General features: G+C 34.9%; 34 protein-coding genes and 1 riboswitch. Of the genes, 21 read left to right on the forward strand and 13 right to left on the reverse strand.

Features of this window, described 5'->3' with window-relative positions; translation table 11 throughout:
* Nucleotides 1-58 precede the first annotated feature (58 nt).
* Nucleotides 59-961 carry a diacylglycerol/lipid kinase family protein gene (locus BAQ46_RS28655; protein ID WP_071728724.1) on the reverse strand — a complete coding sequence of 301 codons (903 nt, stop codon included), beginning with the start codon at nt 959-961 and terminating at the stop codon, nt 59-61.
* A gap of 175 nt (nt 962-1,136) precedes the next feature.
* Nucleotides 1,137-1,664: a hypoxanthine phosphoribosyltransferase gene (gene hpt / locus BAQ46_RS28660; RefSeq protein ID WP_001019304.1), complete on the reverse strand. Its 528-nt coding sequence runs from the start codon at nt 1,662-1,664 to the stop codon at nt 1,137-1,139.
* A gap of 160 nt (nt 1,665-1,824) precedes the next feature.
* Here hpt and BAQ46_RS28665 point away from each other — a divergent pair, with 160 nt between their 5' ends.
* The 6 genes from BAQ46_RS28665 to BAQ46_RS28690 all read left to right on the forward strand — a co-directional run bounded on the left by BAQ46_RS28665 (nt 1,825) and on the right by BAQ46_RS28690 (nt 6,467).
* Nucleotides 1,825-2,040, forward strand: coding sequence for a hypothetical protein (locus BAQ46_RS28665; RefSeq protein ID WP_002156638.1), 216 nt, complete (start codon nt 1,825-1,827; stop codon nt 2,038-2,040).
* A gap of 184 nt (nt 2,041-2,224) precedes the next feature.
* Nucleotides 2,225-2,557, forward strand: a complete 333-nt coding sequence (locus BAQ46_RS28670; RefSeq protein ID WP_000415599.1) for a hypothetical protein — start codon at nt 2,225-2,227, stop codon at nt 2,555-2,557.
* Nucleotides 2,558-2,733: 176 nt separating this feature from the next.
* Complete coding sequence (locus tag BAQ46_RS28675) at nt 2,734-3,180, forward strand: LPXTG cell wall anchor domain-containing protein (RefSeq protein ID WP_071743396.1); 447 nt, start codon at nt 2,734-2,736, stop codon at nt 3,178-3,180.
* Nucleotides 3,181-3,269: 89 nt separating this feature from the next.
* Complete coding sequence (locus BAQ46_RS28680; protein ID WP_061131993.1) at nt 3,270-3,890, forward strand: class D sortase; 621 nt, start codon at nt 3,270-3,272, stop codon at nt 3,888-3,890.
* 37 nt (nt 3,891-3,927) lie between these two features.
* Entirely contained in the window at nt 3,928-4,617 is a 690-nt protein-coding gene (locus BAQ46_RS28685) for a response regulator transcription factor (protein ID WP_061131994.1), read from the forward strand.
* Complete coding sequence (locus BAQ46_RS28690) at nt 4,614-6,467, forward strand: sensor histidine kinase (protein WP_071743398.1); 1,854 nt, start codon at nt 4,614-4,616, stop codon at nt 6,465-6,467. The genes BAQ46_RS28685 and BAQ46_RS28690 overlap by 4 nt, the downstream gene beginning before the upstream one ends.
* 208 nt (nt 6,468-6,675) lie before the next feature.
* Here the strand turns inward: BAQ46_RS28690 and thiT are convergent, their stop codons facing one another.
* Nucleotides 6,676-7,344, reverse strand: a complete 669-nt coding sequence (gene thiT / locus BAQ46_RS28695; protein WP_071743400.1) for an energy-coupled thiamine transporter ThiT — start codon at nt 7,342-7,344, stop codon at nt 6,676-6,678.
* An 87-nt stretch (nt 7,345-7,431) separates the two neighbouring features.
* Nucleotides 7,432-7,533: riboswitch (TPP riboswitch) on the reverse strand.
* Nucleotides 7,534-7,728: 195 nt separating this feature from the next.
* Between thiT and BAQ46_RS28700 the strand changes: the two genes are divergently transcribed.
* From BAQ46_RS28700 to BAQ46_RS28710, 3 genes are read left to right on the forward strand one after another with little or no spacing between them, the layout of a single operon-like run.
* Entirely contained in the window at nt 7,729-7,956 is a 228-nt protein-coding gene (locus tag BAQ46_RS28700) for a FeoA family protein (protein WP_000060519.1), read from the forward strand.
* Nucleotides 7,953-9,941: a ferrous iron transport protein B gene (feoB, locus tag BAQ46_RS28705; protein ID WP_071743402.1), complete on the forward strand. Its 1,989-nt coding sequence runs from the start codon at nt 7,953-7,955 to the stop codon at nt 9,939-9,941. The genes BAQ46_RS28700 and feoB overlap by 4 nt, the downstream gene beginning before the upstream one ends.
* Nucleotides 9,942-9,957: 16 nt before the next feature.
* A complete protein-coding gene (locus BAQ46_RS28710; protein WP_000989595.1) occupies nt 9,958-10,125 on the forward strand; it encodes a FeoB-associated Cys-rich membrane protein in 168 nt (55 codons plus the stop codon).
* A 32-nt stretch (nt 10,126-10,157) separates the two neighbouring features.
* Here the strand turns inward: BAQ46_RS28710 and BAQ46_RS28715 are convergent, their stop codons facing one another.
* Entirely contained in the window at nt 10,158-10,736 is a 579-nt protein-coding gene (locus tag BAQ46_RS28715; protein ID WP_046198253.1) for a lipoprotein BA_5634 family protein, read from the reverse strand.
* A gap of 403 nt (nt 10,737-11,139) precedes the next feature.
* Between BAQ46_RS28715 and BAQ46_RS28720 the strand changes: the two genes are divergently transcribed.
* The 5 genes from BAQ46_RS28720 (at nt 11,140) to BAQ46_RS28740 (ending at nt 13,963) form a co-directional block, all read left to right on the forward strand.
* Nucleotides 11,140-11,805 (forward strand): PspA/IM30 family protein, encoded by a 666-nt coding sequence (locus BAQ46_RS28720; protein WP_000110284.1) that lies wholly within the window; start codon nt 11,140-11,142, stop codon nt 11,803-11,805.
* A gap of 80 nt (nt 11,806-11,885) precedes the next feature.
* Nucleotides 11,886-12,290 (forward strand): DUF350 domain-containing protein, encoded by a 405-nt coding sequence (locus tag BAQ46_RS28725; RefSeq protein ID WP_000220322.1) that lies wholly within the window; start codon nt 11,886-11,888, stop codon nt 12,288-12,290.
* A gap of 21 nt (nt 12,291-12,311) precedes the next feature.
* Nucleotides 12,312-12,818 (forward strand): DUF4178 domain-containing protein, encoded by a 507-nt coding sequence (locus BAQ46_RS28730; RefSeq protein ID WP_071743404.1) that lies wholly within the window; start codon nt 12,312-12,314, stop codon nt 12,816-12,818.
* A gap of 12 nt (nt 12,819-12,830) precedes the next feature.
* Nucleotides 12,831-13,646 (forward strand): DUF4247 domain-containing protein, encoded by an 816-nt coding sequence (locus tag BAQ46_RS28735; protein ID WP_000071211.1) that lies wholly within the window; start codon nt 12,831-12,833, stop codon nt 13,644-13,646.
* A gap of 98 nt (nt 13,647-13,744) precedes the next feature.
* Entirely contained in the window at nt 13,745-13,963 is a 219-nt protein-coding gene (locus BAQ46_RS28740; RefSeq protein WP_071743406.1) for a hypothetical protein, read from the forward strand.
* Nucleotides 13,964-14,059: 96 nt separating this feature from the next.
* On the opposite strand, the gene BAQ46_RS28745 is transcribed toward BAQ46_RS28740, so the two are convergent.
* Complete coding sequence (locus BAQ46_RS28745; protein WP_000411240.1) at nt 14,060-14,932, reverse strand: YitT family protein; 873 nt, start codon at nt 14,930-14,932, stop codon at nt 14,060-14,062.
* 187 nt (nt 14,933-15,119) lie between these two features.
* Nucleotides 15,120-16,154, reverse strand: a complete 1,035-nt coding sequence (locus BAQ46_RS28750) for a YdcF family protein (RefSeq protein WP_071743408.1) — start codon at nt 16,152-16,154, stop codon at nt 15,120-15,122.
* A gap of 709 nt (nt 16,155-16,863) precedes the next feature.
* Between BAQ46_RS28750 and BAQ46_RS28755 the strand changes: the two genes are divergently transcribed.
* Nucleotides 16,864-17,676 (forward strand): S-layer homology domain-containing protein, encoded by an 813-nt coding sequence (locus BAQ46_RS28755; protein WP_071743409.1) that lies wholly within the window; start codon nt 16,864-16,866, stop codon nt 17,674-17,676.
* An 84-nt stretch (nt 17,677-17,760) separates the two neighbouring features.
* Complete coding sequence (locus tag BAQ46_RS28760) at nt 17,761-17,994, forward strand: spore germination protein (RefSeq protein WP_001998505.1); 234 nt, start codon at nt 17,761-17,763, stop codon at nt 17,992-17,994.
* Between the two features lie 165 nt (nt 17,995-18,159).
* On the opposite strand, the gene cydB is transcribed toward BAQ46_RS28760, so the two are convergent.
* Together cydB and cydA are read right to left on the reverse strand one after the other, a co-directional pair.
* Entirely contained in the window at nt 18,160-19,188 is a 1,029-nt protein-coding gene (gene cydB / locus BAQ46_RS28765; protein ID WP_071743410.1) for a cytochrome d ubiquinol oxidase subunit II, read from the reverse strand.
* Nucleotides 19,178-20,527 carry a cytochrome ubiquinol oxidase subunit I gene (cydA, locus tag BAQ46_RS28770; protein WP_071743412.1) on the reverse strand — a complete coding sequence of 450 codons (1,350 nt, stop codon included), beginning with the start codon at nt 20,525-20,527 and terminating at the stop codon, nt 19,178-19,180. Before cydA ends, cydB begins: the two co-directional genes overlap by 11 nt.
* 224 nt (nt 20,528-20,751) lie before the next feature.
* Here cydA and BAQ46_RS28775 point away from each other — a divergent pair, with 224 nt between their 5' ends.
* Entirely contained in the window at nt 20,752-21,315 is a 564-nt protein-coding gene (locus tag BAQ46_RS28775) for a beta-class carbonic anhydrase (RefSeq protein WP_000838159.1), read from the forward strand.
* On the opposite strand, the gene yidD is transcribed toward BAQ46_RS28775, so the two are convergent.
* Nucleotides 21,312-21,548 (reverse strand): membrane protein insertion efficiency factor YidD, encoded by a 237-nt coding sequence (yidD, locus tag BAQ46_RS28780; RefSeq protein WP_000809333.1) that lies wholly within the window; start codon nt 21,546-21,548, stop codon nt 21,312-21,314. The genes BAQ46_RS28775 and yidD overlap by 4 nt on opposite strands.
* 128 nt (nt 21,549-21,676) lie before the next feature.
* Here yidD and luxS point away from each other — a divergent pair, with 128 nt between their 5' ends.
* Complete coding sequence (gene luxS, locus BAQ46_RS28785) at nt 21,677-22,150, forward strand: S-ribosylhomocysteine lyase LuxS (protein WP_001141369.1); 474 nt, start codon at nt 21,677-21,679, stop codon at nt 22,148-22,150.
* Nucleotides 22,151-22,644: 494 nt separating this feature from the next.
* Here luxS and BAQ46_RS28790 read toward each other — a convergent pair whose 3' ends face one another.
* The 3 genes from BAQ46_RS28790 to ytzI are packed head-to-tail and all read right to left on the reverse strand — an operon-like array spanning nt 22,645 to nt 23,238.
* The gene (locus BAQ46_RS28790; protein WP_000911960.1) at nt 22,645-22,875 is read right to left on the reverse strand and encodes a YczI family protein; all 231 of its coding nucleotides are present in this window, start codon (nt 22,873-22,875) and stop codon (nt 22,645-22,647) included.
* Nucleotides 22,876-22,919: 44 nt separating this feature from the next.
* A complete protein-coding gene (locus tag BAQ46_RS31300; RefSeq protein ID WP_219993374.1) occupies nt 22,920-23,096 on the reverse strand; it encodes a DUF3953 domain-containing protein in 177 nt (58 codons plus the stop codon).
* The gene (gene ytzI, locus BAQ46_RS28795) at nt 23,089-23,238 is read right to left on the reverse strand and encodes a YtzI protein (protein ID WP_000472802.1); all 150 of its coding nucleotides are present in this window, start codon (nt 23,236-23,238) and stop codon (nt 23,089-23,091) included. Before ytzI ends, BAQ46_RS31300 begins: the two co-directional genes overlap by 8 nt.
* 83 nt (nt 23,239-23,321) lie before the next feature.
* Here ytzI and BAQ46_RS28800 point away from each other — a divergent pair, with 83 nt between their 5' ends.
* The 3 genes from BAQ46_RS28800 to BAQ46_RS28810 all read left to right on the forward strand — a co-directional run bounded on the left by BAQ46_RS28800 (nt 23,322) and on the right by BAQ46_RS28810 (nt 24,782).
* Complete coding sequence (locus tag BAQ46_RS28800) at nt 23,322-23,639, forward strand: hypothetical protein (RefSeq protein WP_000435818.1); 318 nt, start codon at nt 23,322-23,324, stop codon at nt 23,637-23,639.
* Nucleotides 23,640-23,723: 84 nt separating this feature from the next.
* The gene (mutTA, locus tag BAQ46_RS28805) at nt 23,724-24,203 is read left to right on the forward strand and encodes an antimutator 8-oxo-(dGTP/GTP)ase (RefSeq protein WP_000276386.1); all 480 of its coding nucleotides are present in this window, start codon (nt 23,724-23,726) and stop codon (nt 24,201-24,203) included.
* Nucleotides 24,204-24,242: 39 nt separating this feature from the next.
* Complete coding sequence (locus BAQ46_RS28810; protein ID WP_071743414.1) at nt 24,243-24,782, forward strand: DUF3267 domain-containing protein; 540 nt, start codon at nt 24,243-24,245, stop codon at nt 24,780-24,782.
* 38 nt (nt 24,783-24,820) lie between these two features.
* On the opposite strand, the gene BAQ46_RS28815 is transcribed toward BAQ46_RS28810, so the two are convergent.
* Nucleotides 24,821-25,495, reverse strand: coding sequence for an HAD family hydrolase (locus BAQ46_RS28815; protein WP_061132002.1), 675 nt, complete (start codon nt 25,493-25,495; stop codon nt 24,821-24,823).
* Nucleotides 25,496-25,535 lie beyond the last annotated feature (40 nt).

The raw sequence follows: 25,535 nt of genomic DNA on the forward strand, positions 1-25,535 counted from the left end.
TATCTTTGTAATAAAAAAGACGCGCTAAAATGTTAAAACTTTAGCTCGTCTTTTTGTATTACACAACCGCAGGATTATAAATCATCGTAAAGTGTCCTGGTAATAATTCAATGTTACAAGGTGTATGAAGCGAACTTTCTCCATCTGTATCTACTTCTTTTTCTTCTTCTGTTTCAATATGAATGGATTTCGCTTTTACGTGGAAGATGTCATTTTCGTTTGAGTCTTCAAATAGTTTCTTTCCGATGTAATCTTTAAATGCTTGAATACCTGTTGATTTGACTACGAAAATATCAAGTGTTCCGTCGTCGCATTTTACGTTCGGAATAAAGGACGGGATGCCGCCAAGATATTCACCGTTTCCAACCATAACAAGGACAGCTTCATCTTCATATACTTGTCCGTCATAAGTGATTTTAACTGGGAATGTTTCAGCATTTTTTACAGTTCGGATTGTGCTTAAGTAGTAACCAATTTTACCAAGCTTTGCTTTCTCCTCTGCATCAATATTGTTTGATACTTCAGATACGAGTCCAATGCCCCAGAAGTTTAAGAAATGTTGTCCATTTGCTTTTGCAACGTCAACTGGTTTTACGTGTTCTTTTGTGATAAGTTTTGCTGCTTCTGCAATGTTTTGCGGAACGCCTAGTGTGCGAGAGAAGTCATTGCAAGTTCCGCCTGGAATGATCGCAAGTGTAGGTCTAGTTTCAAGAGGTGCTAAGCCGTTTGTGCATTCAAATACAGTGCCGTCACCACCAAAGACGATAATTAAATCTACTTTACTAGCAAACTCTTGGCAATATTTCGTTGCATCACCTTGCTTTTTCGTATGAAGGATATGTAAGTCAGGAAAAGCTGCGGCAAGAGGTGGTACGATTTTCGTTAAATTTGTATGTAAGTCGCCTTGTCCAGCTTTTGGATTTACGATGAGGAGTACTTTTTCAAATTTTGTCTTTGTCATTTTTCATCTCTCCCTGTTTTTTTGTAATGGAAAGAAGGAGCTGTTCCGATGTATTTCAGAACAGCTTCTTCCTATTAATAGGGTGCTAAGATTGTCGGTTATTGTCGGTAAGTCGATATATTTTGCAAATCGCCGATATAAATTTCATGTACTATCGATTTTTTAAGTTATACGATTATTCCGTTACAACCGAAGCAATAAATGGTAAGTTACGATATTTTTCTGCGCAGTCGATGCCGTAGCCAACGATAAATTCGTCTGGAATTTGGAAGCCAACATATTCAGCTTTTAAGTCCACTTTACGACGCTCAGGTTTATCAAGTAGCGTACAGAATTTTAACGCTTTTGGTTTATGCATAAAGAAGTGGTCTTTTAAGAAGTGAAGTGTTAAGCCAGAATCGATAATGTCTTCTACGACAATTACGTTTTTGCCAGTAATGTTTACATCGATATCTTTTAATAGTTTTACTTTGCCAGTTGTTTCTGTTTGATTTCCGTAGCTAGATGCAGAAATAAAGTCGATTGTTACATCGTTTTTAATGTGACGAATTAAATCAGCAGCAAATACGAAAGATCCTTTTAATACAGCGATTACTACAATTTCTTCTCCTTCAAAATCACGTTCGATTTGAAGTGCTAGTTCTTTTACTTTTTCTTGTAATTGTTCTTCAGAAATTAAAGTGTCTTTTATTTCAATATTCATTGGAGTCCTCCTACAGTGTAAAACTTGTGAACATTTCGACTGTAAAGGATAGAAAGGAAAAAGTCAAAGGAGATAGTAATTTTTTACAAAATACGAACAAAATCGTCTGATGATATGATATACTAATTATATTAAGAAAACGCTTCCATAAAGGGTGATGATAATGAAGAAGAAACAGTACACAACTGTAACATTTATAAAAGCATTACTATTAACAATTGTTCTTGGATTGTTGGCTTATATAATTGATGTACCAGCGATTCGGATTTCACTAATTGGAATGACTTTAGTATTAGGCGCAATTTCTCATGGTATGATGTCGCAGCTACAAGAAGCTGGACTTGATGATATGAAAGATCATATAGATAAGAAATAAGAGACCTTCACATAGGCATAGTGAAGGTTTTTTTGTTTCTTACAAAAATGTAAGGTAGTTGTAAGGGAAATCGATAGTTGCATAGTAGTGTTTTGGATAAACTATGGGTGTAAGGTAAAAGGCAAGCATATTTTAGGTAAATTAAGTTTTAGGCACTCTATATGTGAAAAAGGAGTAGGAGGGCATGGAGAAACGTTGGACGACCTTTTCTTTTTTAGCAACTAGCAACACCGTAATGCTAGCTGGCGAGATGGATTTTTTGCACTTGTTTGATCGAGAAGACGATCATTCTTCTTCTAAATTTACAATGAAATGGAATAAATGGAGCGAAAGTTGTAGGTTGGAAGAAGAGGCCCCTAACGAAGAGCAAAAAATTATTTTGACAAACCCTATTAAAGCGTGGGTTGTTCAACGTCGTAAGTGTAACGTCAAAAATCACTTAAAGAAAACTGAGCCGAGACAATTAGTTATCGCTCCGGCCCGTTCTACTTCTAAATCACGCGAAAGTAACATGTAAATATTGAGACACACACCCGAAAAAACATCGTATATATTGCGATGTTTTTTTATTTTTTACAATGAAATCTTTAAATAAAATATATTTCATCTGCATTTCATATTTATATCTCTTGTTTATTCTAGTGATACATCCGATGCGAAGTGATGTAAAACGTATAAAAGGAGAGAAATAAAATGAAAAAGAAACTATTACCGATTTGTGCAATAGCACTTTTAACAGTAGGCTATTCTTCAGTAGCAAGTGCGGATACTGGAACAGTAACGAAGGAAGAAGCAACGCAACTGCAACAAGATAAGGCGAAAAAAGAAGCAGCGATTAAGGAACAGCAAAAAAATGAAGAAGAGAAAAAGAGAATAGCACAAGAACAGCTGAAAAATGATATGGTAAAAAAAGAAGAAGCAATAAAGGCTCAGCAAAAGAGTGAGGAAGGGAAAAAGGAAGCAGCACAAGTACAACAAAAAAATGCTGCAACTAAAAAAGAAGTAGCAAAGCCAGTTGTACAAGGTGAAAAATTACCAAATACAGCTTCTAATAATGTAGCAATGATGGCACTAAGCGCATGCCTTGTAGGGGTAGGGACATTATTTGGTTTGAATCGTCGCAATAAAGTTAAGGCGTAAATAAAATATTCTCCTATAAAGAATGGAATAATTTCATATATTAAAAATGGTAGGTTATTCCTACCATTTTTGACATGGAGGAATGAAGAATGAAGTTACTCAATTATATCGGTATCATATTGATGGCTATAGGACTATTTATGGGATCTTATTACGCTGTGGAATGGTATAAAGGAAAAAGTTCTGCGCAAGAATTAACGAATGAGGAAATAAAGAGCTTTAAAAATATACAACATAATCAACTTCCTTATGAAACACTGGTAACTTCTCAAGTGCCTTCTTCTCAAACAGAACATAAAGAAGGAGAAAAGGTAGCGATGTTAAATATACCGAAATTAAAGAAGAAATTTTCTATATATTGGGGAGCGGATGATGCAACTTTGAAAAAAGGAGTTGGAATGTTCGTTAGTGATGTAACGACAACGCCATCTGGAGGAGGACATACTGTACTAAGTGGGCATAGGGATACTGTCTTTACAGATTTAGGACAGTTGAAAGAAAAAGACACTCTTGTTTTAGAGTATGATAATAAAACGTACACATATGAAATTCAAAAAATATGGATTACCCATGCGGATGATCGTACTGTTATTATAAAAAAAGAAGAACCGATACTAACACTGACGACTTGTTACCCATTTGATTATATAGGGGATGCGCCAGATAGATATATTATCGAGGCGAAGTTAACTGGTAGTTATTCAAAATGAAATTATAGTTTCTGAAAGCGAGAGGGGGATATAAGTTATGGCAAAAAACATTTTAATTGTAGAAGATGAAGATATATTACGTGAAATATTAAAAGATTATTTTTTAAGTGAGCAATATGTAGTGTTTGAAGCAAGGGACGGGAAAGAAGCTTTAGTTGTATTTGAGGAAGAAGAGGTTGATTTAGTTATTTTAGATATTATGTTGCCGGAACTTGATGGATGGTCTGTTTGCCGAAGAATCCGTAAAACATCCGAGGTTCCTATCATTATGCTGACGGCACGTGTTGATGAAGATGATACGTTACTTGGTTTTGAACTTGGGGCAGATGACTATGTGACGAAGCCGTATAGTCCACCAATTTTATTAGCAAGAGCAAAACGGTTGTTAGAAAGTAGAAAAATAACAAAACAACTTTTAGAGAATGAAGATGATATATTATCAATTCATGGTATTCATGTCCATTTTCCATCGCGTACTGTTACGGTAGATAAAACAGACATTAATTTAACTCATACAGAATTTGAAATATTAGCGTACTTGATGAAAAATCAGGGGATTGTTTTAACACGAGAGCAACTCATTTCAAAAATTTGGGGATATGAATTTGCTGGTGACGATCGAACGGTTAATAGTCATATTCGTAATTTGCGAAATAAATTAGGAGAGAAAGCAAAGTACATTACAACTGTAGTACGAACGGGTTATAAATTTGAGGGGAATGTATGAGAAAAGGGATTGTACTAAAATTATTTACCCTCACAACAGCATTATGTATGTTAATTTTAGCGACGATATTTATTGGACAAACGATATTTTTTAAACAATATTATGCGAATCGAAAAGTGGAAGATATTAAAGTGAATTTAAATTCCTTCGAAAAGAATTATTTGAACTATGTAGGAAGTGCAGAAGGAATTCAGAAGCTAGAGCAAGACTTTTTAAGAGAAAATAATACGTGGATTACGACATTAGATCAAAATGGGAATTTAAAACATGCGGATGATTTTTATTTTGAGGTAACGATAGATCGTAGGCAACAAAAGAGCTTTGGACAACAAATATTCAAAATTCCCTTATACAATCTCGTCAATATAGAAGAGATTGATAATAAATCATCAGATCCATTTTTAGGACAAGAAATTTATTTTTCTGGAGTGAAAAAAGAAGAAAGTTTTATTCCATTCTCTTTTTCGCTAGGTAAGCAAAATTTGAATGGATTTAATAAACCGTTAGAAAAAGCATTTAAAGAAAAAATGAGTAAATTAGATCAGGAGAAAAAGAAAGCAGCTGGGGAACAAGATGGTAAGGAAAAGAAGCCGGTCGTTCAGGAGCCAGCTGCCCAAGAATCAGATGTTTACATAAGAGGGCGTGTTACGAAAGTCCAATTTCCCGATGTAAAAGGTCTTGTAAATCCAATTTATAAAAATAGTATATTTTTAGATAACATAAAAGAATTTCAAACGGATTTATTATTAAAAGAGAGCAAGCCCATACAATCTACTATACAAACAATGGACTATGAAAAAAATGATATTAAATATAAATTATTAATCAAACCAATAAAAGAAAAAGATGGATCCGTCACATATATATATGCGATGGCTTCTTTACAGCCTGTAGATGAAGCTGTACAAATGGTGCAAGATTACTACATTTACATCATTGCATTTGTAGTTGTTCTTATTTTTCTAGCTTCGTTCTATTACTCTAAACAAATCGCAAAGCCGTTATTAAAAATAAATGATACAACGAAGAAAATAGCGCATTTAGATTTCACAGAACAAATACCGATTACTTCAAAAGATGAAATTGGTGATTTATCGAAAAATATTAATGTGCTATCGAATAAACTCAATTCACATATTGGACAGCTAGAACAAGATATTGAAAAGGAAAGAAAGTTAGAAAAGACGCGGAAAGAATTTATTTCTGGTGTTTCACATGAACTAAAAACACCGCTGAGTATTATGAAAAGCTGTATTTCTATTTTAAAAGATGGAGTAGCTGAGCATAAAAAGGAGTATTATTTTCAAGCGATGGAACGAGAAGTAGACAAAATGGATACGTTAATTTTGGATATGCTGGAGTTAGCTAAATTTGAGTCAGGCACATATAAAATGAAAAAGGATTCATTTTATATTGATGCAGTAATTGAAGATATATGTGAACACCTTTCTGTAGAAATAGAGAAAAAAGAACTTCGTGTTCATAAACATATAGGTCCATTTGAAATAGTCGCAAATCAAGGCCGGATTGAACAAGTCATCGTGAACTTCATTACGAATGCCATACGTTATACACCAAATAAAGAAGATATTATTATTTCTACAATAGATGAAAAAGATTGTATAAAAGTATGTATTGAAAATAAAGGTACTCATATTGAAGAAGAGCAATTAGATAAAATTTGGGATCGTTTTTATCGCGTGGATGCAGCTCGCCAGCGTTCGCAAGGAGGAACAGGTCTTGGACTTGCCATTTCAAAGAATATTTTAGAACTACATGATGCTGAATATGGAGTAAAGAATACAGAAGATGGTGTGTTATTTTATTTTTATTTACAGAAAAAAGCGTAGACAATATAATCTACGCTTTTTTAATTTATTTTCATATTATCTTTACTTAATCTTTATTTTTAAACGATATAATCTGGTTAGAAAATGAGGTTATGTAAGGAGTAGATTAGCCGTGAATAGCAATTTACTAGGTATGGTAGTATTTATTTTTCTTTGCGCATTTATTGTATTTTTAATTGATATTACGATATGAAAAAAAGAGCGCTTATTAAGCGCCCTTTTTGTTTGCATTTATTTGATAAGCATTGATGCTCTTGAATAAGCGTGGTGAAGTAAGGAATAAAAATATAAGTAAAACGGTACACAAAATATAAGACCCAATCATTGTACTACCATTTACGATTAATGAATAAAGCACAGCTGATTGACCTTTCGGCGCATATTGTCCCCAGAAAATAATACCGGCAATAAAGTGACAGAAGTAGCGAGCAAAGCTACCGATAAATGTAGCAAGAATAATATAAGCAAGGACTTTCTTTCCTTCGTTTTGTTTTGATGAAGGTTTGTCTTTACGGCTACCTAAATTTGATTGTTCTAAGTTATTTTCATTAGAAGTTAAAAGTGCTTTTTGAATTGGACGATAGAATAAGCCAGCAAATCCGATAAAAGCAAAGGCAATGAAGTACTCAATGAATGCTTGAACAGGTGTTAAAATGTAAGCATCTCCCACGACTATTTGTAATAGTCCCCAAACTAAACCACCTAAGAAAGCTGATTTAAAGCCCCAGCGGTATGCAATAATAAAAATAGGAATCATAGCAAATGAAATGGAACCGCCTGTTGGAAGTTTGATTGATAATGGTAAAATGTCGATGACCATGGCGAAGGCTGCAAGAATAGCAGATTCGATCATCGCTTGTAAATTGGTGTTACGCATGTTGTCTCCCCCTAAATCCAAGTTGTACAAAAAAGAATAGATATCATAGGAGGATACGAAATACGTAAATAAAAAAAGAGGTATGTATTTCGGACGTTTGCACAATCCCTGCGTTAGCATTAACTAACAGGTTCGAAGGGTCGGAACGAAGTGTTCCCTCTCAGCGGCATGGCTCCCCCTGTGATAATGAGATTCTTTATTTGCTACTGTTTATTGTAAGCGAAATGGATGAGAATGGCAAACGAATACAGTATGACAATAATTGAAATAGAATTGTAGCGAAATGTTAATAAATATGAAGCGAAAGGGTATAGTACAAGAGAAATAGAGTGTGCTATAATTTTTTTTGAAAATAATTATCATTCTCTTCTGAGGGGGAAGGTTATGAGCTTAGTAGATATTAAAATTGGTGAGAAAGTGTTAGTAAAAAGCGTTCAGTCGTTAGATCAATTATTAAAGAGAAGACTGGCTGCTTTTGGTCTTTCTGAAGGAAGCGAACTTCGTATGAAGCAGAAAGCGATGTTCAAAGGTCCTTGTACATTGGAGTGTCGTGGACAGTTAATTAGCATTCGTCATTGTGACGCGAAAATGATAAAGGTGGAATTAGCGTGAATAAGGTAGCTTTGCTAGGGAATCCGAATACAGGAAAGACATCATTATTTAATGCGCTTACTGGTTCTTATGAATACGTAGGAAACTGGAGCGGTGTAACAGTAGAAAAGAAGGTTGGTAAATTAAAAGATAAGCAAGGAACATTAATTGATTTACCAGGTGTGTATGATTTAAATCCAGTTTCGCGTGATGAAGGTGTTGTAACAAACTTTCTATTAACAGAAGAATTTCAGCATATGTTAAATATTGTAGATTCTTCGCAGTTCGAACGAAATATGCATTTAACGTTGCAATTACTTGAATTTGGTAAGCCGGTCTCAATTGGTTTAAATATGATTGATGTGGCGAAGCAAAGAGGAATTGTCATTGATGTAAAACGATTATCAGAACTATTAGGTGTAACAGTCGTTCCTGTCGTTGCAAGAAGTGGAAAAGGCTGTGAAGAATTACTTGCGACTCTTAAAGAAAATGACAAAAACGAGAAAAAGCCATTCATTATTTCATATGGTGTACGAATGGATGAAGGAATTGGAGAAGTAATTTCTCTTTTAGAGAAAGCGAATTATGAGCATCCGAGATGGTTAGCTCTTCAATTTTTAAGTAATAACGAAGTAGTAGAAAAAGAAATGAAAGCATTACCAATCTATAAGGAACTCATAGCCATTCGATCTCGCTTAGAAGAAAAACTTGATTGTACGTTGGAAGAGCACATTTACAAAACTCGTGAAGCGTATATTGAAAAGTTAAAAACAAATGTTATGAAGCATGAGAAAGAAGGAAAAATTCCTTTTTCAGAAAAAATTGATAGATTAATTACACATAAAATTTTAGGACTTCCAATCTTTTTAGCAGTTATGTTTTTTATTTTTCAGGTTACGTTTACGTGGATTGGGACACCTTTATCGGATATGTTAGATGAGTTTTTTGCTGGACAGCTTACGGATTGGGTGACAGCTGGGCTTACAAGTGTTGGAGCTTCTGATTTTATTCAAGCACTCGTTACGGAAGGTATTATTGCTGGTGTTGGTGCCGTATTAGTATTCGTTCCACAAATCTTTGCACTATTCTTTTTCATTTCATTATTAGAAGACTCAGGATATATGGCGCGAATTGCAGTTGTTATGGATAGAATTATGGAGTTCTTCGGTTTAAATGGAAAAGCGTTTATTCCGATGATTATCGGTTTTGGATGTAATGTTCCAGGTATTATGGCAGCGAGAACGATTGAACAAGAAAAAGAACGTTTACTTACAGTTCTTGTAACACCATTTATGTCTTGTTCGGCACGTTTACCTGTATATGCGTTATTTGCGGGAGTATTCTTCCCTCATAGTCAGGCAACTGTTGTGTTCTCCCTATATGTTGCAGGGATTGTCCTTGCGTTATTAGTTACAAAAATTATGTCTCTTACCATTTTAAAAGCGGAAAAATCTATTTTCGTTATTGAACTACCGCCTTACCGCGTGCCGCAAGCGAAAACGTTATGGCTAAGTACGTGGGAGAAAGGGAAAGGATTTGTTCGTAAAGCAGGTACATTTATCTTTGGTGGTTCTGTTGTCATTTGGCTATTAAATTATGCAGGGCCATCAGGATTTGGTGTTGATATGGGAGACAGTTTCTTAGCAATGATTGGTGGATTTATCGCACCACTATTTGCACCGCTTGGTTTTGGAACGTGGCAAGCTGCAGCTTCCCTTTTAACAGGATTTTTAGCGAAGGAAGTTGTCGTTTCTACAATGGCCATTATTTATGCGGTGAAAGAAGATGTGCTTGGAAATGTAATGGGAGCACATTATACAGCATTATCAGCTTATGCATTTATGTTCTTTATTTTATTATATGTTCCGTGTTTAGCGACGGTAGCTGTTATTAAACGTGAAACAGGATCAGCGAAATGGACGATTTTCTCAGTCGTGTATCCACTCGTAGTTGCTTATGTATTAACGCTCATTATATACCAAGTTGGATCCCTACTCGGATTCTAGAAGGAGATGTATTGTGATGATGGTCAATATTATAATTGGAGCTATCATTTTTGGTTATGCAGCATACACGTTAGTTAATTTTGTAAAGAGAAGTAAAAAAGGAAAATGCGCGGCATGTTCTTTAAATAAGTCATGTCAGTCGAATACTTGTAGTCCGGATATGGAGCAAATTGCTCATAAATAGAAAAAAGCTTTGCGAATGTCGCAAAGCTTTTTTTACTTTTTAATTTTTACAAGTTGTGATGATTCTACACCATTCTTTCCAGGGAATTCTTTACTTGGATCTTTATCAAATTTTAATACACCTACAGATTTTTCTTCACCTTTTACATTTCCGTAAGTTGCATCATCAACAATTGCGAACATGTCGGCATATGCACGGCCACTTCCGATAATTGTGTTGCCTTCATATTTTAATTTTGCTCCATCAAGTGTAGCATTTTCTACTTTTTCTTTAGCAAATAATACACCTTGTTCTGCTGTTACAGCTGGTAATTTATCAAGTGGCTTCGTGTTGTCTTTTGCATCCACTTTGTTAAGTAATTCTTTCTTCACCAGTTCTTCACCAGTTTTCTTATCCATGACAAGAACTTTTTTACCTTCTAATGTTGTCATTTTCATTTTATAGAAGTCTTTTTCTTTCACTTCTTTTTTGTTTTTATCTGTAATTTGCTGAACTTGTTCTTCTGATCCATAAAGTACAAAACCGTTCGCTTTCTCTCCTAATAAAGAACAACCTGATAATGCTCCAAGTGAAATTGCTGCTGCTAAACCGATTCCTACTAATTTTTTCATGATGATTTCTCCTTTTATATGTTTTATAGTAAATACAATTTTTGTATTAGTTTTGAAATGATGAGAAGCTTGTTTGTTGCTTCTGGTATTAGTGTATAAGAAATAGGGAGACGCAACTATCGAGTTAGCTTACAGTAACATTACACTTATGTAATTTAGTGAAATCGCACAAAAGTAAGTTAATTTCAAAGAGGGATAATGAGAATATATTAGAAATACAATGTTATATATAGAATGTCATATTATAATGGATGTATTTTGGAAATAACATGTAAGGACATATTAGTTTTGTTATAATAAACACATAGGCTTTAAAAATGAATATTCTTTACTGTAAAGGGAGATTTTTCAGTTTTCCAAGTAGTGAATTTGAAATATGAGGTATATCATAGGAGGAATTTAGATGTCTGTATTTAAACGATTAAGAGATTTAACAATGTCGAATGTATATTCATTAATTGAAAAAGCGGAAGATCCAGTTAAGATGACGGATCAATATTTACGCGATATGCAAGCGGATGTACAAGAAGCTGAGAAAAGTGTAGCAGCTCAAATCGCACTTGAGAAGAAATTCAAAATATTATTTGAAGAGCAAGAAGCACTTGTGAAAAAACGTGAAGAGCAAGCTCATATGGCTGTTCAAGCTAACAACTTAGATCTTGCGCGCCGTGCTCTTGAAGAAAAACAAAGCGCAGAGCAAAAGATGAATGAATATAAAGCAAGCTATGAGCAAAATAAAGTTGCTGCTGATAATCTTCGCCTGAAGCTAGAAGAAATGCGCAAGCAATTAACTGAGCTGAAAAATAAACGTGAGACACTTGTAGCACGTGTAAATGCGGCGAAAGCACAAAAGAATATTAATCAGGCGATGTCTGGATTTGATTCAAACTCAGCGAAAGCTGGTTTAAGCCGTATGGAAGAGAAAGCTCTTCAATTAGAGGCTGAAGCAGAAGCAAGCGGTGAAGTGTACAAAAAAGAAAAATCATTAGATGATGAATTCGCAAGCTTAAACAAAAACTCTGCTGTTGACGATGAATTAGCTCGTATTATGAAGCAGTATGAGAAATAATATAGAATAGAGACAAATGAACCGACATGTCTAAACAAATTCATGTCGGTTTTCTATTACTTTTTAGAGGAGGTTTTGCAATGACATGGACAAATGTATTAGCCATGCTTGTATGGACTGGAGCGAGTGCAGTACTTTTATTTGCAATTATGTGGGTTGATTCGATTTTTACAAAATACAATGATTTAAAAGAAATAAAAAATGGGAATACAGCTGTAACAACTCGTTTCGTTATGAAATTATTCGCACAAGGGTACATTTTATCTCAATCGATAACGAAAGCAAATGACTTATGGCAAGCGCTACTTGCATCAGCAGTTTCTTTCGTTATTTTATTAGTGGTAGAAATGTTTATCGAATTTGTGTTAAAGAAAATGGCTGGTTTAGATTTAGAAGAAGGTACGAAAGAAGGCAGTGTTGCGCACGCGATGTTGGCCGGATCATTACATATTGTGGGTGCACTTATTTTAGGTGCTTGTTTATAAAGAGAGAAGGAGGGGTAGCTCATGAGTTTATTTAAACGAATTAAAAATATAATGAAAAGCCCAGAACCGCCGAAACCAGAGAAAAGTTTGTTAACGTTAGCTCCTGGCGATATGGTTGAAGTTTCATTAGTCATGTATGAATTAATTGGGAAAACGAGTATGCATTCTCGTAAAGAAATTGTTTTAACACTGCAAGACGGGAAAGATATTCGTTATTTAAAAATTGAAGACCGTGAGAATAAGTATTACAAATTATATACACCAATTGATGGTCGTTTAGATTCGATTGATGAAATTCCGACGACAATTGAGATGGATGATACAGAGTACCATATGGAAGAGCAATATAACGGACGTGTTGTTGTGATGGGGAAAACACCATTCTCAGCTTCAGAAGAACAGTATGTATGGGAGTTCCAATCGGATAATCGAAAATTATTACGTATTGAATGGCAAAATGGTCGCACAATGATGTATGAGGGAGAAGCAATTATTCCTGCTGATGTACAAATTATAAGAGCAACGTAAGGGGGCGTAATCATGTCAAACCGATTGTTTACCATGATTAAATCGTTCGTGATCCCTATACTTGCTATCGTTACATTACTTGTTGTTGCTGGATATGCCTTATCAGGTTGCCAAGGCGGACAGACAAAGTCGATTCAAGACCGCTATCCACTTGAATCTGTCGCAAAAGAAGGTAAACAAGAATCTTACGTGTATAGGGCCGCCAATCGGTCAGTTCCTGAAGTCGCGAAGGAACTCATGAATGAAAGAGAACCGAAGCAAGCATCTAAAGAAGATGAAAATCAAATGTTCCTCGTTTATTCTGATAAGATTTATAATCTGCAAAAGGATAAAGAGAAGCCATCTGATACGTTAATTGAAATAAGTAATAAAGAGTTTGTCCGTCAAAATTACCAACCGTCCTTCCTGCAAGGATATATTATGGGTAGTATATTAAATGATATATTCGGTTCACGAAAATCATCGTACGGTGATTATCGCGGATATAATGACAGACAAAATCATAAACCAGTTATTCCAGAGAGACCGCCTACGAAAGAAGAAAAGAAAACCCCGCCTCCAATTACGAAGGAAGGGAAAGGGTCTATCATTAAGCGTGGCGATAATGTAGATTCGAAATCTTCTGTAGGAGATACAGGAAGTATTACGAAAAAAGGAAGCAGCACGCCTCCGCCTTCTACTGGAAGCAAAGGGAAAATAACGAAAACACCAGGTGGTTCGAGCGGATCAGATGTGAAGCCGAAATCATCTATTAAAACGCCACCAAGGAATACATCTCCTCCGAAAACGAGGGTCGGTGGTTCAGGAAAGATTACGAAGAGAAGATAGTGTAGAGACCGAAAAGTGGAAGTGGCTTTTCGGTCTTTTTTTATTCTGGAAATTAATTCCTTGTAACTGGTACAATTAAGTTATAAGGAGGGGATAGTATGACTATGTATAAAAGATTTAGTGTAATGATGTTCCTCGTATTATTCTTAAGTTTGTTTATTAGCACAACGATGAAATTTCACTTTGTAGTAGGTATTCTATGGATACTATGTACATGTACGCTCTTTCTATATGTTCCGCTACGTTTTCAACAAGAAGTGCCGGCTTTTCAAAAGTATGTAGCATGGATTAAAAACGGAGGAAGATGGGGCGAGTAAAAATATATCAACGATTATTGGAATATATCGACTTACTGACAGATAATAAGAAGAGGGTGTGCCAACATATTGGCACACCCTCTTCTTTCATAATGATTAATGAATATCACGTTTCTTAAAGTTACCGCCTTTTACTTCTGCTACGTCATAAACTGTAATAAAGGCATGTGGATCGATTTCATTAATAAGTTCTTTCATTTTACTTTCTTCTAAACGGTTAATTACACAAGAAATTTCTTTGAATTTCTCTCTAGAATAACCGCCGTATACTTCGTTATATGTTGCACTTCGGCCTAAACGATCACGAATTGTTTCTACCATCAATTCAGGCTCTTTCGTAATGATTTTAAATGCTTTCGAACCACTTAAACCAACTTCAACGATATGAATCACTTTCGAAGCAATAAAGTAAGCAATTGCCGAAAGGATAGCTCCTTGAAGACCGAATACGGTTGATACGAAAATAAATACGAACATGTTTAAGAATAAAATAAGGTCACTCGTTCCAAATGGTAACTTACGAGAAAGCAATACGGCTAGCATATCGATTCCATCTAATGCTCCGCCGTTACGTAATGCTAGTCCCATACCAAAACCGATGATAATACCACCAACAACTGTAACTAATAATGTATCGCCTTCAATAATAGCTGGTATTCCGTGCATGACAACGGTACCGATTGCTAATGAAGCAATCCCGATAATGGAATAAATAGCAAAGCTTTTACCGATTTGCTTATACCCTAACCAAACGAAAGGAATGTTAATAACTGCGATTAGAGCTCCTAATGGTAATCCAAACAATCTTGAACTAACGATACTTAAACCAGTTACACCACCGTCTGATACGTTATTTGGAATTAATACTGCCTCTAATCCGTACGCTGTAATAAATGCCCCAATAATAATCATCAAAGCTTTTGAAGCGATTTTAAGCTTATTGGGCTTGTTTTTGATAATTTTCTCCATATGATTTCCTCGTTTCAAACTAGTTTCTTATTTGTTACGTCATTCACACTTAAATTTTATTTTAACATTTTATTTGAAAAAATTCTCCTTTAATGGATGTATGCAGGAAATATTATGACCATATTAACTTTAAAATATTTTTGAAATGAGTATAAGAAATCCCATCCTTTCAAAGGATGGGATGCTATTAAGAAATGATAAAACTAAGTAAGGATAGGAATAAAGAAAATCCTAAAATAACTCCGCAAACTTTCATATGGCGCTTACGTCCCATCACAACGATTGCAACATACTCACGAATCATTGCATTAGGCCAATAATAAAAGGCTGTCTTTGATCCAATTCCTTGGCTATTAAGACCAGCTTGTCTTGCATATATACCAGCGCGGAAAAGGTGGAAATTATTCGTTGTAAAAATACTTTTATACTTACCGTCTGGTTTTAAAGAATCCATAATTTCTTTAGAGAACAACATATTTTGATATGTGTTTACAGAGCGATTTTCTTGCACTGTATGTTCAAGCGGAATTCCTTTTTCAACAGCGTACTTTTGCATCGCTTCTGCTTCAGGAAGGCCTTCATCTGGACCTTGTCCACCAGAGAAAATAATTGTTGGTGGCGTATTCACAGCGGCTTGTTTCCAGTAAAAGTCGATCGCTTTATGAATACGACTTGCAAGTAAAGGTGGTACTTTATCATTAATTAAGCCGCTACCGAGAACGATAATGAAATCTTGATTACGCCTTGGTCTGTTGAATTGATATAGAAAATAAGCGCTTAAGAAGTTAGATAAGTGTATAAAGAAATATACGGTTATAAGAGAAATACCAGCGAAAATAGGCTGGAAATGTGATGAGAAGAAACTTGCTGGACTTATGAAAAGGAATAATATACAGAATAAAATACCTAAAGCAGCAATAAGTGTTAAACAGTTAGTAAAACGTCGGCCTTCTCGTTTCATTAAAATTCTCGCATTCAGAAATAGTCCAAACATTAAAGCAACAATACCAAAAGGAATCATAACGATAAGTGCTAAAATAGGTAAGACTATTATGTAGCCTAGGATAGTATTACTTGAGTTCCAAGAGACAAGTATACAAAACAGAAGGAAAAAACAGATAAAAGTATTAAATAAAAACCCATTTATTATTTTTCGTGGATCTTTTAAATAGGAGATAAGAAAAATAATAAACAATATAAGAGGAATGATTCCGAAAGACATAAATATAGTACACCTCAACTTGTATAAGAATTTGACATACCTTTTATATTACATGATTTTATAATTGAAAATGAAAAAAAAAGGATTTTGAATTTTCTCAATAAAATATATGGATACATATGTTACAATGTATGTAAAGCGATATATTAAAAGTAAAATGGTTGAAGAGGCACTCTATGGAGTGTCTTTTCTTTTTCATATGTAATTATGCATATTATATTTATTTTCAAGTGAAGAGGATTAAAATATAAGTGGTAGACATACTTTATAAAACAGAATGTAATACAAACATTTCCCTCTACTTTTTGTATCTAACAATCGTATAACAATAAATAATTCTGTTTTATAGTGTCTGTTTATGAAAGGCATCTTCTTTGAAGGCGCCTTTTTTGTTGTTTCATGTAGATGCTTTTCACTGTTGGTATAGTGGAAAGTATCTATACTAAACATTAGCAATCTTCCGTATAAATATTATCAATTTACTATATATTCCAGTAGTGTTAACCTACATATGAAAGGCTTTCTTTTTCAAAATATTACCCCTAATAAATTTTTGAAGAAGTCAACTGTCTCCAAAATTGCCATTCATGCTTAGCAAAAAAGAATCCTGCAGGATTCTTTTTTGTGTTCGACAGAATATAATAAAGTACATTTGAATAATTTGTTATATTGTTAAATGGTTATTATGGAAAGAGAAGGAGACTTAAGTATGAGATTTAAAAAATTAATTTTAACAGGTGCACTTGTTGCAACTACAGCATTTACTTCAATTGGAACAGCGGAGGCAAGCGCAGGTTTTAAAGATGTTCCAAACGATCATTGGTCTTATAAAGCAATTATGGATTTAGCAAATAAAAACGTTGTTGCTGGATACGGAAATGGGGTTTTTGGATTTGGTGATGATGTAACGCGTGAGCAAGTTGCAGCTCTTATGTTCCGCCATTTAAAACCGACAGTAAAAGAACAGTATAACAATCCATATAAAGATATTACGGATCGTTCAACTATGTTTAAAAAAGAGATTCTTGCTTTAACAGAGATGGGTATATTTGTTGGAGATAACACAGGAAAATTTAGACCGAAAGATTCGTTAACTCGTGAAGAAATGGCACAAATTTTGACAAGAGGATTCCAATTGCAAATTAGAGGGGATCATAATTTCCCGGATGTAGATAGAAATGGATGGGCGAATCCTGCGATTACTGCAATTAAATCAAATTATATTACGGCTGGAACTGGTGATGGTACATTCGCACCTAAAATGCATGTAAGTCGTGAGCAATACGTTCAGTTCTTATATAATGCAACGTTACCATTTGAAGAAAGACCAGGAGCAAAACAACCACAGCCGAAACCAGAACCGAAACCAGAAGTAAAGCCAGATCCGAAACGTTTTGCGAACTGTAAAGAAGCAAACGATGCGGGATATTATGACATTACAAGAGATAGCCCGTATTATGGTAAGCATTTAGACCGTGATGGCGATGGAATTGCTTGTGAGAAAAAGAAAAAAGGTAAATAAGAAAAAAGCACTCAGTCTGAGTGCTTTTTTCTTATGGAAACATGCTATTTTTTTAGGCGCTTTTCATAAAATGAAAGTAAGGAAATGAAAGTAGGTGACAAAATGCCGTCAGTTGTGGAAGGCGTTATTATTGAAAACTGCAATGGAACGATTAATTTAGGAGATAAATATAACGTGCAGCCGATTGAAAAAACGAAAGCTTATAATGGATCGGGATCATCGAATACGGGGATTAAAGTACAAACATTTAGCGGGATTAGTACATCAGATGTAGGGGATAGCGATGTGAATGATCAAGGAATACAGTTTACTTTATAGAGAAATATGTAAAATTGCATAAAATGATGAACTTGTCCTGTGCTACAATCTAGCTGTGAGCTGTTAATGATTCTTCTGTATTATAGTTGTTAGATTAGAAATATAACATCTTATCGAAAATCATACGTATAAAAAGACACTTCAAACGAAGTGTCTTTTTTCATTTTAGTGATACCCTTTAGCAGAGTCTTTATGAATTTTATTTTTAAAGATACTGTAACTCCAAAGTTGATATCCAATAACAATTGGTACCATAACCATTGCAACGAAGAACATAATTTTTAAGTTTAATTGACTACCAGCTGCGTTGTATAACGTTGTACTATAAGCATCATTAATACGAGATGGTAACATTCTTGGGAACATACCCGCAAAGCCAGTTGTCATAAACATTGCGATTGTTAAGCAAACGAATGTGAATGCAAGACCGATTTTATGTTTGTACACCATAATAAGTGCGAGTACACTCATTAACATTGCAAGTACTGGAAGAATGAATAGTACCGGGTACTCTGTGAAGTTTTGGAATAAATTTGTACGATTTGCAGTTGCTACATAGAAAATAGCTAAAATGATAGCAGCTGCCATTGAAAATGGTCTTGCGATTTTATAAGCACGGTCAGATACTTCACCAGTCGTTTTAATCATAACCCAAAGGGCACCAGATACGACGAATATAGTAGTGAAGAACAGCCCTCCTAAAATACCGTAATGATTTAGTAAGCTAAGTAAATTTCCTTCATAGCCATTTTTCCCAATTTGTAGTCCGTAATAAAGATTAGCAAATGTAACACCGAATAGGAAAGCAATTAAGAAACTACCAATTGCAAATGCCCATTTACAAGTTTTTTGCCAAATTGGTGAATCATCTTTATGCATGAACTCAAGTCCAGCAGCACGAGCAAATAGTGCAAGTAATACTAAGAATAACGGTGTATATAAATAACTAAACATATTTGCATATGTGACTGGGAAGGCAGCAAATGTTGCGCCACCAGCTGTAATTAACCACACTTCATTACCGCCCCAGAACGGGCCAATTGCTTCTTGTAATTGATTTCGTTCTTGTCGGTCTTTCGTAACGAAAGGAAAAATCATTCCGTTACCAAGTGCGTATCCATCAAGAATAAAGTAAACTGTCCAAATCACGCCCCATAAACCAAACCAGATAATCGCAAGCATATCATGAGACATGAGCCACGCCTCCCTCAGTAGCAGGTTCCTCTAATGCTGCTGGTCCTTTTTTGGCGAACTTCAGCATTAAGTATACGTCTGCGATTAAAAGTAAAGTGTAGAACAAGATTAAACTAATTAATGAGAACCAAATTTGCGGGACAGATATAGGTGATACAGATTCTGCGGTACGCATGAGTTTATATACTGTCCATGGTTGACGACCTACTTCGGCAACAATCCAACCAGCATTAATTGCGATATATGGTAGTAAAACAGACCATATTGTAATTTTTAAGTAACGTTTTGAGTTTTCCAGTTTTCCTTTTCGGTTTAAGTAGAAACCGTACCAAGTTAATGCCATAAAGAACATACCAAGTGCAACCATTAAGCGGAAGCTATAGTACACAAGGTTAACGTTTGGACGATCTTCTTTCGGAATATCTTTTAAACCAACAATTTCGCCATCAAATGAATTTGTATAGAAGAAACTTCCTAACTTTGGAATCGTAAGGAATTCAAAGTTCTTTTCATTTTCCACATCAGGAATTTGAACAATCGAGAAGCCTTGTCCTTTCCCAGTTTCCCAAACAGCTTCCATTGCAGCACCTTTAGCAGGTTGATATTTAGCCGCGGATACACCAGATTGATGTCCCATAAACGGTGTAATTGTTGCGGCAAATAAGCCTAACATTAAGCCAAACTTAAATGATTTTTTGAAGAATTCAACTTCATTTTTACGTAATAAGTGATAGGCACTAATTGCCATAACGAAGAAAGCACCAACAATATAACAACTAACTACAGTATGGAAGAACATATTCCAAGCGTATGGATTCGTAACGAGTGCCCAGAAATCATTTAATTCAGCGCGGCCGTTACGTACGACGTAGCCAACAGGGTTTTGCATAAAGCCGTTTGCTGTAATAATCCAAAGGGCGGAAATATTTGTTCCAAGTGCAACCATCCACATACAGAAGGCACGGAACTTTGGTGAAATTTTGTCTTTACCGAATAACCATATTCCCATGAAAGTAGATTCTAAGAAGAAGGCAACGAGTGCTTCGATTGCGAGAGGTGATCCGAAAATATCTCCCATATATTTGGAGTACTCAGACCAGTTTGTTCCAAATTGGAATTCCATCGTAATCCCGGTTATAATCCCCATTACGAAGTTAATTGTAAATAATTTACCCCAGAAATTTGCCATTTTGCGGTATGTTGGATTCAATGTGCGGGCGTATTGAGTCTCCATACACGCTACTAAAATAACAAGTCCGATTGTCAAAGGTACAAATAAAAAATGATAAAAAACAGTAATTGCAAATTGAAAACGACTCAGTAACAGAACGTCGGACATAATAAATATTCACTCCTTTTTTACATTATCTACAATCAGTTTATAGTGAAAATGCGTTTAAAGTATGTGAGACTTGTTACAAAGCTGTGTGTATATTTTGAAAGAATTATGTCGATTATCTGAAAATATCTTATTTTTACTATAAAGCGATATCCTTTTTGAGTTTTTCATATTTTGGTACACTAATTATGTAGTGTAAACGAGAGAAAAGAGGGCCTTTTACTATGAAGTCATTAGAAGAGATTTTGCAATACAATGAGAAATTTGTGGAAGAGAAAAAGTATGAAGAGTTTGTAGCGGGGAAATTTCCAAACAAAAAGATGGTAATTATTTCTTGTATGGATACAAGACTTGTTGAACTATTGCCGAAAGCGATGAATATGCGTAACGGCGATGTGAAAATTATTAAAGTAGCAGGCGCTGTTATTTCACATCCATTTGGAAGTATTATGCGTAGTATTTTAGTCGCTGTATACGAACTTGGCGCTGATGAAGTATGTGTAGTTGGTCACCATGATTGTGGTATGGCAAAAATTCAAGCAAGTAGTACGATTGAGAAAATGAAAGAGCGCGGTATAACAGAAGAGAAATTAGATATGCTTCGTTATTCTGGAATTGATTTAGAACAATTCTTGCGCGGTTTCTCTAGTGTAGAAGAAAGTGTAGAACATAGCGTATCAGTACTTCGCAACCACCCATTACTTCCGGAAGAAGTACCTGTTCACGGTCTTGTTATCGATCCTGATACAGGAAAATTAGATTTAGTTGTGAATGGTTACGATAATTAAGAATGTACTTTGTCATCCTTTTTATCTGGGACAGGATCAAATCCTCCTGGGTGGAAAGGGTGACATTTTAATATACGCTTACAAGTAAGCCAAAAGCCTTTGAGTGCACCATGCTTTTGAAACGCCTCTAATCCGTAATGAGAACAAGTCGGATAAAAGCGGCAAGTGGGTGGTGTCATCGGAGAAATGAACTTTTGATAAAAGCGTATAATCCCAATAAAAATCTGTTTCATAACGATCTCCTTTTCAGCATATTCTTAAAGTATTATAGCACGACTGTACATAATACTTTACTAATGTGCATTTCCGTTATATCATATTGGATATAACGGAATTAAATTAAAAGCGGGAGAGATGTTGTATGCCATCAGTAGAAAGCTTTGAATTAGATCATACGATTGTAAAGGCACCTTATGTAAGACATTGCGGAGTTCACAATGTAGGTAGTGACGGTATTGTAAATAAATTTGATATTCGTTTTTGCCAACCGAATAAACAAGCGATGAAACCAGATGTTATTCATACGTTAGAACATTTATTAGCATTTAATTTACGTAAATATATTGATCGTTATCCGCATTTCGATATTATCGATATTTCACCAATGGGCTGCCAAACAGGATATTACCTTGTAGTAAGCGGAACACCGACAGTTCGAGAAATCATTGATTTATTAGAACTAACATTAAAAGATGCGGTTCAAATTACAGAAATTCCAGCTGCAAATGAAACGCAATGTGGTCAAGCGAAGCTTCACGATTTAGAAGGAGCAAAACGCTTAATGAACTTCTGGTTAAGCCAAGATAAAGATGAACTTGAGAAAGTATTTGGATAGAAAGAAAACTGCCTGTAAAAGGGCAGTTTTTTTTGTCATGATAATAAATAAAATTATATCGACGATTTTTCGAATATATCGACCGTAACTTGAAATATATCAACGATTTTTTTAATATATCGACGTTTCGACACTGGATATCGACTTACCGACAAAAACTGACAAAAAAATCATCCCTATTTTATTACGTGCTTGTAAATGCGAAATTGCTCAAGATTTCATTCTATATGTAGCGAAGGTAGTTTGATATGAGAACGAAGAGTGTAAGAATAGAAACGAAAAAAAAACGGAATGCTCATTGATTTTCGTCCGGATATAAATTCGTTAATTCCGACAAGAATAAAGAAAAAACTGAGAATAAATTGTACGTATGGGAGAAGTGAGAAATGATCGGTAATCTGGATATAAGTGCAAAGAAAGAGTATGAGAAGCGTGAAAAGTCCTAAAGCAATCCGTAATCCAATTAGCATGTAATTCCCCCTTAAATAGATTATTTATCGGAATATTTCTGAGAAGCTAAGAAATAAAGCACCAGCTCCAGCTATGAAAGCAAATATACCACTAGATTTTCTGTCTTGTTTTATTTCTCCTAGTCCTATAGTGAAAGCCATTAATCCTAAGAAAATGAACATATAAGGCATCATTTCTCTATTACCAGTAAAATATCCGTAAATTACTATACATAATGCAATGAGTGCAAAAATAATCTGTAATCCCTTTAGCATATATATCCCCCTTGTTATTTTATATAGCTAATGATGAGGAAAATCTAAATAAATCCGGTTCCTGAATCTTTTTTCTTTATTTGTTCAAGGGCAATAAGGAATAGTAAAGCTCCTAATAGAAATTGTGAAAGTGGTAGAAAGTTATGTTGACCTGCTAGTAAACGAATACTGGATATGATGTGGCCTAAAATAAGTAGTAGTATACGAAGCGTATTATGAATTCTTCTTGCTGTTTTTTGTATACGGGTTATCTTCTGGTTTATCGACGGAATGTTTATAAGCGTAGCCTTTATTAATCGTCATGACGGAGAGTACTAATATGACTAGGACAATTATAATACCGATAATTAATATTTTAAACATGGAATCCCTCCTTTTCTTTATTTTACATAATTTTGTAATTGATGAAAACAATAGAAATAAAAAGGATGAAAGAAGGGTGTTACATGGAGCAGAAAAAAACATATTATATATCAATAGCAAACGGTCAAATTTCACAAGTGAAGACAGCGGATACGTATAATTTTGAGATTTCCGCAAATGATGAGGAAATTACGGAGTTAAGAGAGTACTTTGATCAAGCGTATGTAGAGGATTTAGGTTCATTTGTACGCTCCCACGTTCCATTTGTTGAGTATCATCATGATTCAAATAATGACCGATATGATGAACAACTACAAAAAGCATATAAAATGATTTACGATTTAGGAAATCATGAGACGAAAGAATTAGTCGCGCAAATGGGAATAATCAATGGATTATAATTGGATAATATTATGCAGAAAAGCGAGAATATGCTACAATTTGTGGTAGGAAAAACTTGTAACCATCAATAGGGGAGTAATGGCATGTACAAATTTAAAGATTATTACCACAACACTGTACAATTATCGTTTGAACGTTATCCATTTTCTCCTGAGCCAAAGCATGTTTGGGTTGTATGCCGGTACGGGGATCAATGGTTATTAACGCATCATTTACGTCGCGGTCTTGAATTTCCAGGTGGAAAAGTAGAACTAGGGGAAACACCGGAAGAAGCGGCAGTTCGAGAGGTTCATGAAGAAACCGGCGGCATAGTTTCTGATTTAACTTACTTAGGACAATATAAAGTATCTGGAAAAGACAAAATAATCATTAAAAACATTTATTTTGCAACAATTAGTGCGGTAGAAGAACATACGCATTACGAAGAAACGAAAGGATCTGTTTTATTAACAGACATTCCTGACAACATTAAAACGGATAGAAAATTTAGCTTTATAATGCGCGACGATGTATTGGCGCGTACGATGAAACATATAGAAGAAATCGGCTGTTTTACGAAGTAAAGTGGCCGATTTCTTTTTTTATATTTTAGGAGGAGGAAGATGGATAACAGAAAAGAAACGACTGTTACTGTTTCGATGGTTAAGTTAAATATCTATTCATTACTTATAATATTTGCGTTGGCGTTTGGAATTGGTTATTTGCATATATTTCTTTCAGGCGGGGTTCAATTTGAATTTACATTGCCCGTTATGTTTCTTTTGATTATTGGAATGATTGTTTTCGTTTGTATTCATGAGGCAATACATTTAATTGGATTTCGTTATATCGGAGGTGTTCCATGGAGTGAACTAACATGGGGCGTCAATTGGAAATTAGGTGCTGCATACGCTCATTCTAAAAAAGAAATTACAGTAAAGCAAATGAAGAAAGTGTTAATGCTGCCGTTTTTACCGACTGGAATTTTGCCAATTGTATTGGGGTTAGCTATGAATCTGGAGCCACTCTCATTTTTAGGAATTCTACTAACAGCAGGTTGGATGGGTGACATTGCCTTATATCAAAAAGTTTCAAAGTTTCCAGATGATGCGCTAGTTAAAGATCATCCGAGTAAACCGCAGTTTACAGTATATGAATTATAAAGGAAGAGGAGGCGTCCGGGAAACGAAGCCTCCTTTTACTATTGTCTTGTTTTTGTCTCTATCTCTAAAAACGAAAGCACCTCCAACAAATCATCCACCACACGCGAATGCTCAAAATTACCCCAAAATGAATCTCTTTTCCAAACACCAAGAATCCCTACTTGTTCAGAACCCAGTACATCATTTTCAGGATGATCCCCAACGTAAAGACATTCTTCTGCCTTCACATCTAGCTTTTTTAAAGCTCTTTCGAAAATTTCAGGATGCGGTTTTTTAATTCCTTCCGCTTCTGAAACGAGAATTGTATTTGTATACGTATGTATGTTTAGTGCGCGAAGATTATTTATCTGAAAGTCAGTAAAGCCGTTTGTAATAATACCAATTTTAATATTTTGTTGTGTTAAACGTTGAAGTAATTCATGCATGTTTTGGAAAGGGATACAATGATGTTGAAAATTTGTAATGTAGTCGTGCAGCAGTTGCTCTTGCGTTAAAGTAGTAATGTTGTATTCGGAAAGGAGAGTAGCATATACTTTATCTTTCCACGTATAGCCATTATTATCTAGTTCGAGAAATCGAGAACAATACTCGGATTTTTCTATGTTCATTAAATGAGAGGCAAAGCGATTATATTGATCATGAATAAATTGTTCTAAAGATTGACGACGATCTAATAGTGTTCCATCTAAGTCGAATAAGACTGCCCGAATCATAGGAAACCTCCTTACATTTTTTATAATTCATTATCGCATA

The sequence above is a fragment of the Bacillus paranthracis genome, from assembly GCF_001883995.1.
GTDB lineage: Bacteria > Bacillota > Bacilli > Bacillales > Bacillaceae_G > Bacillus_A > Bacillus_A paranthracis.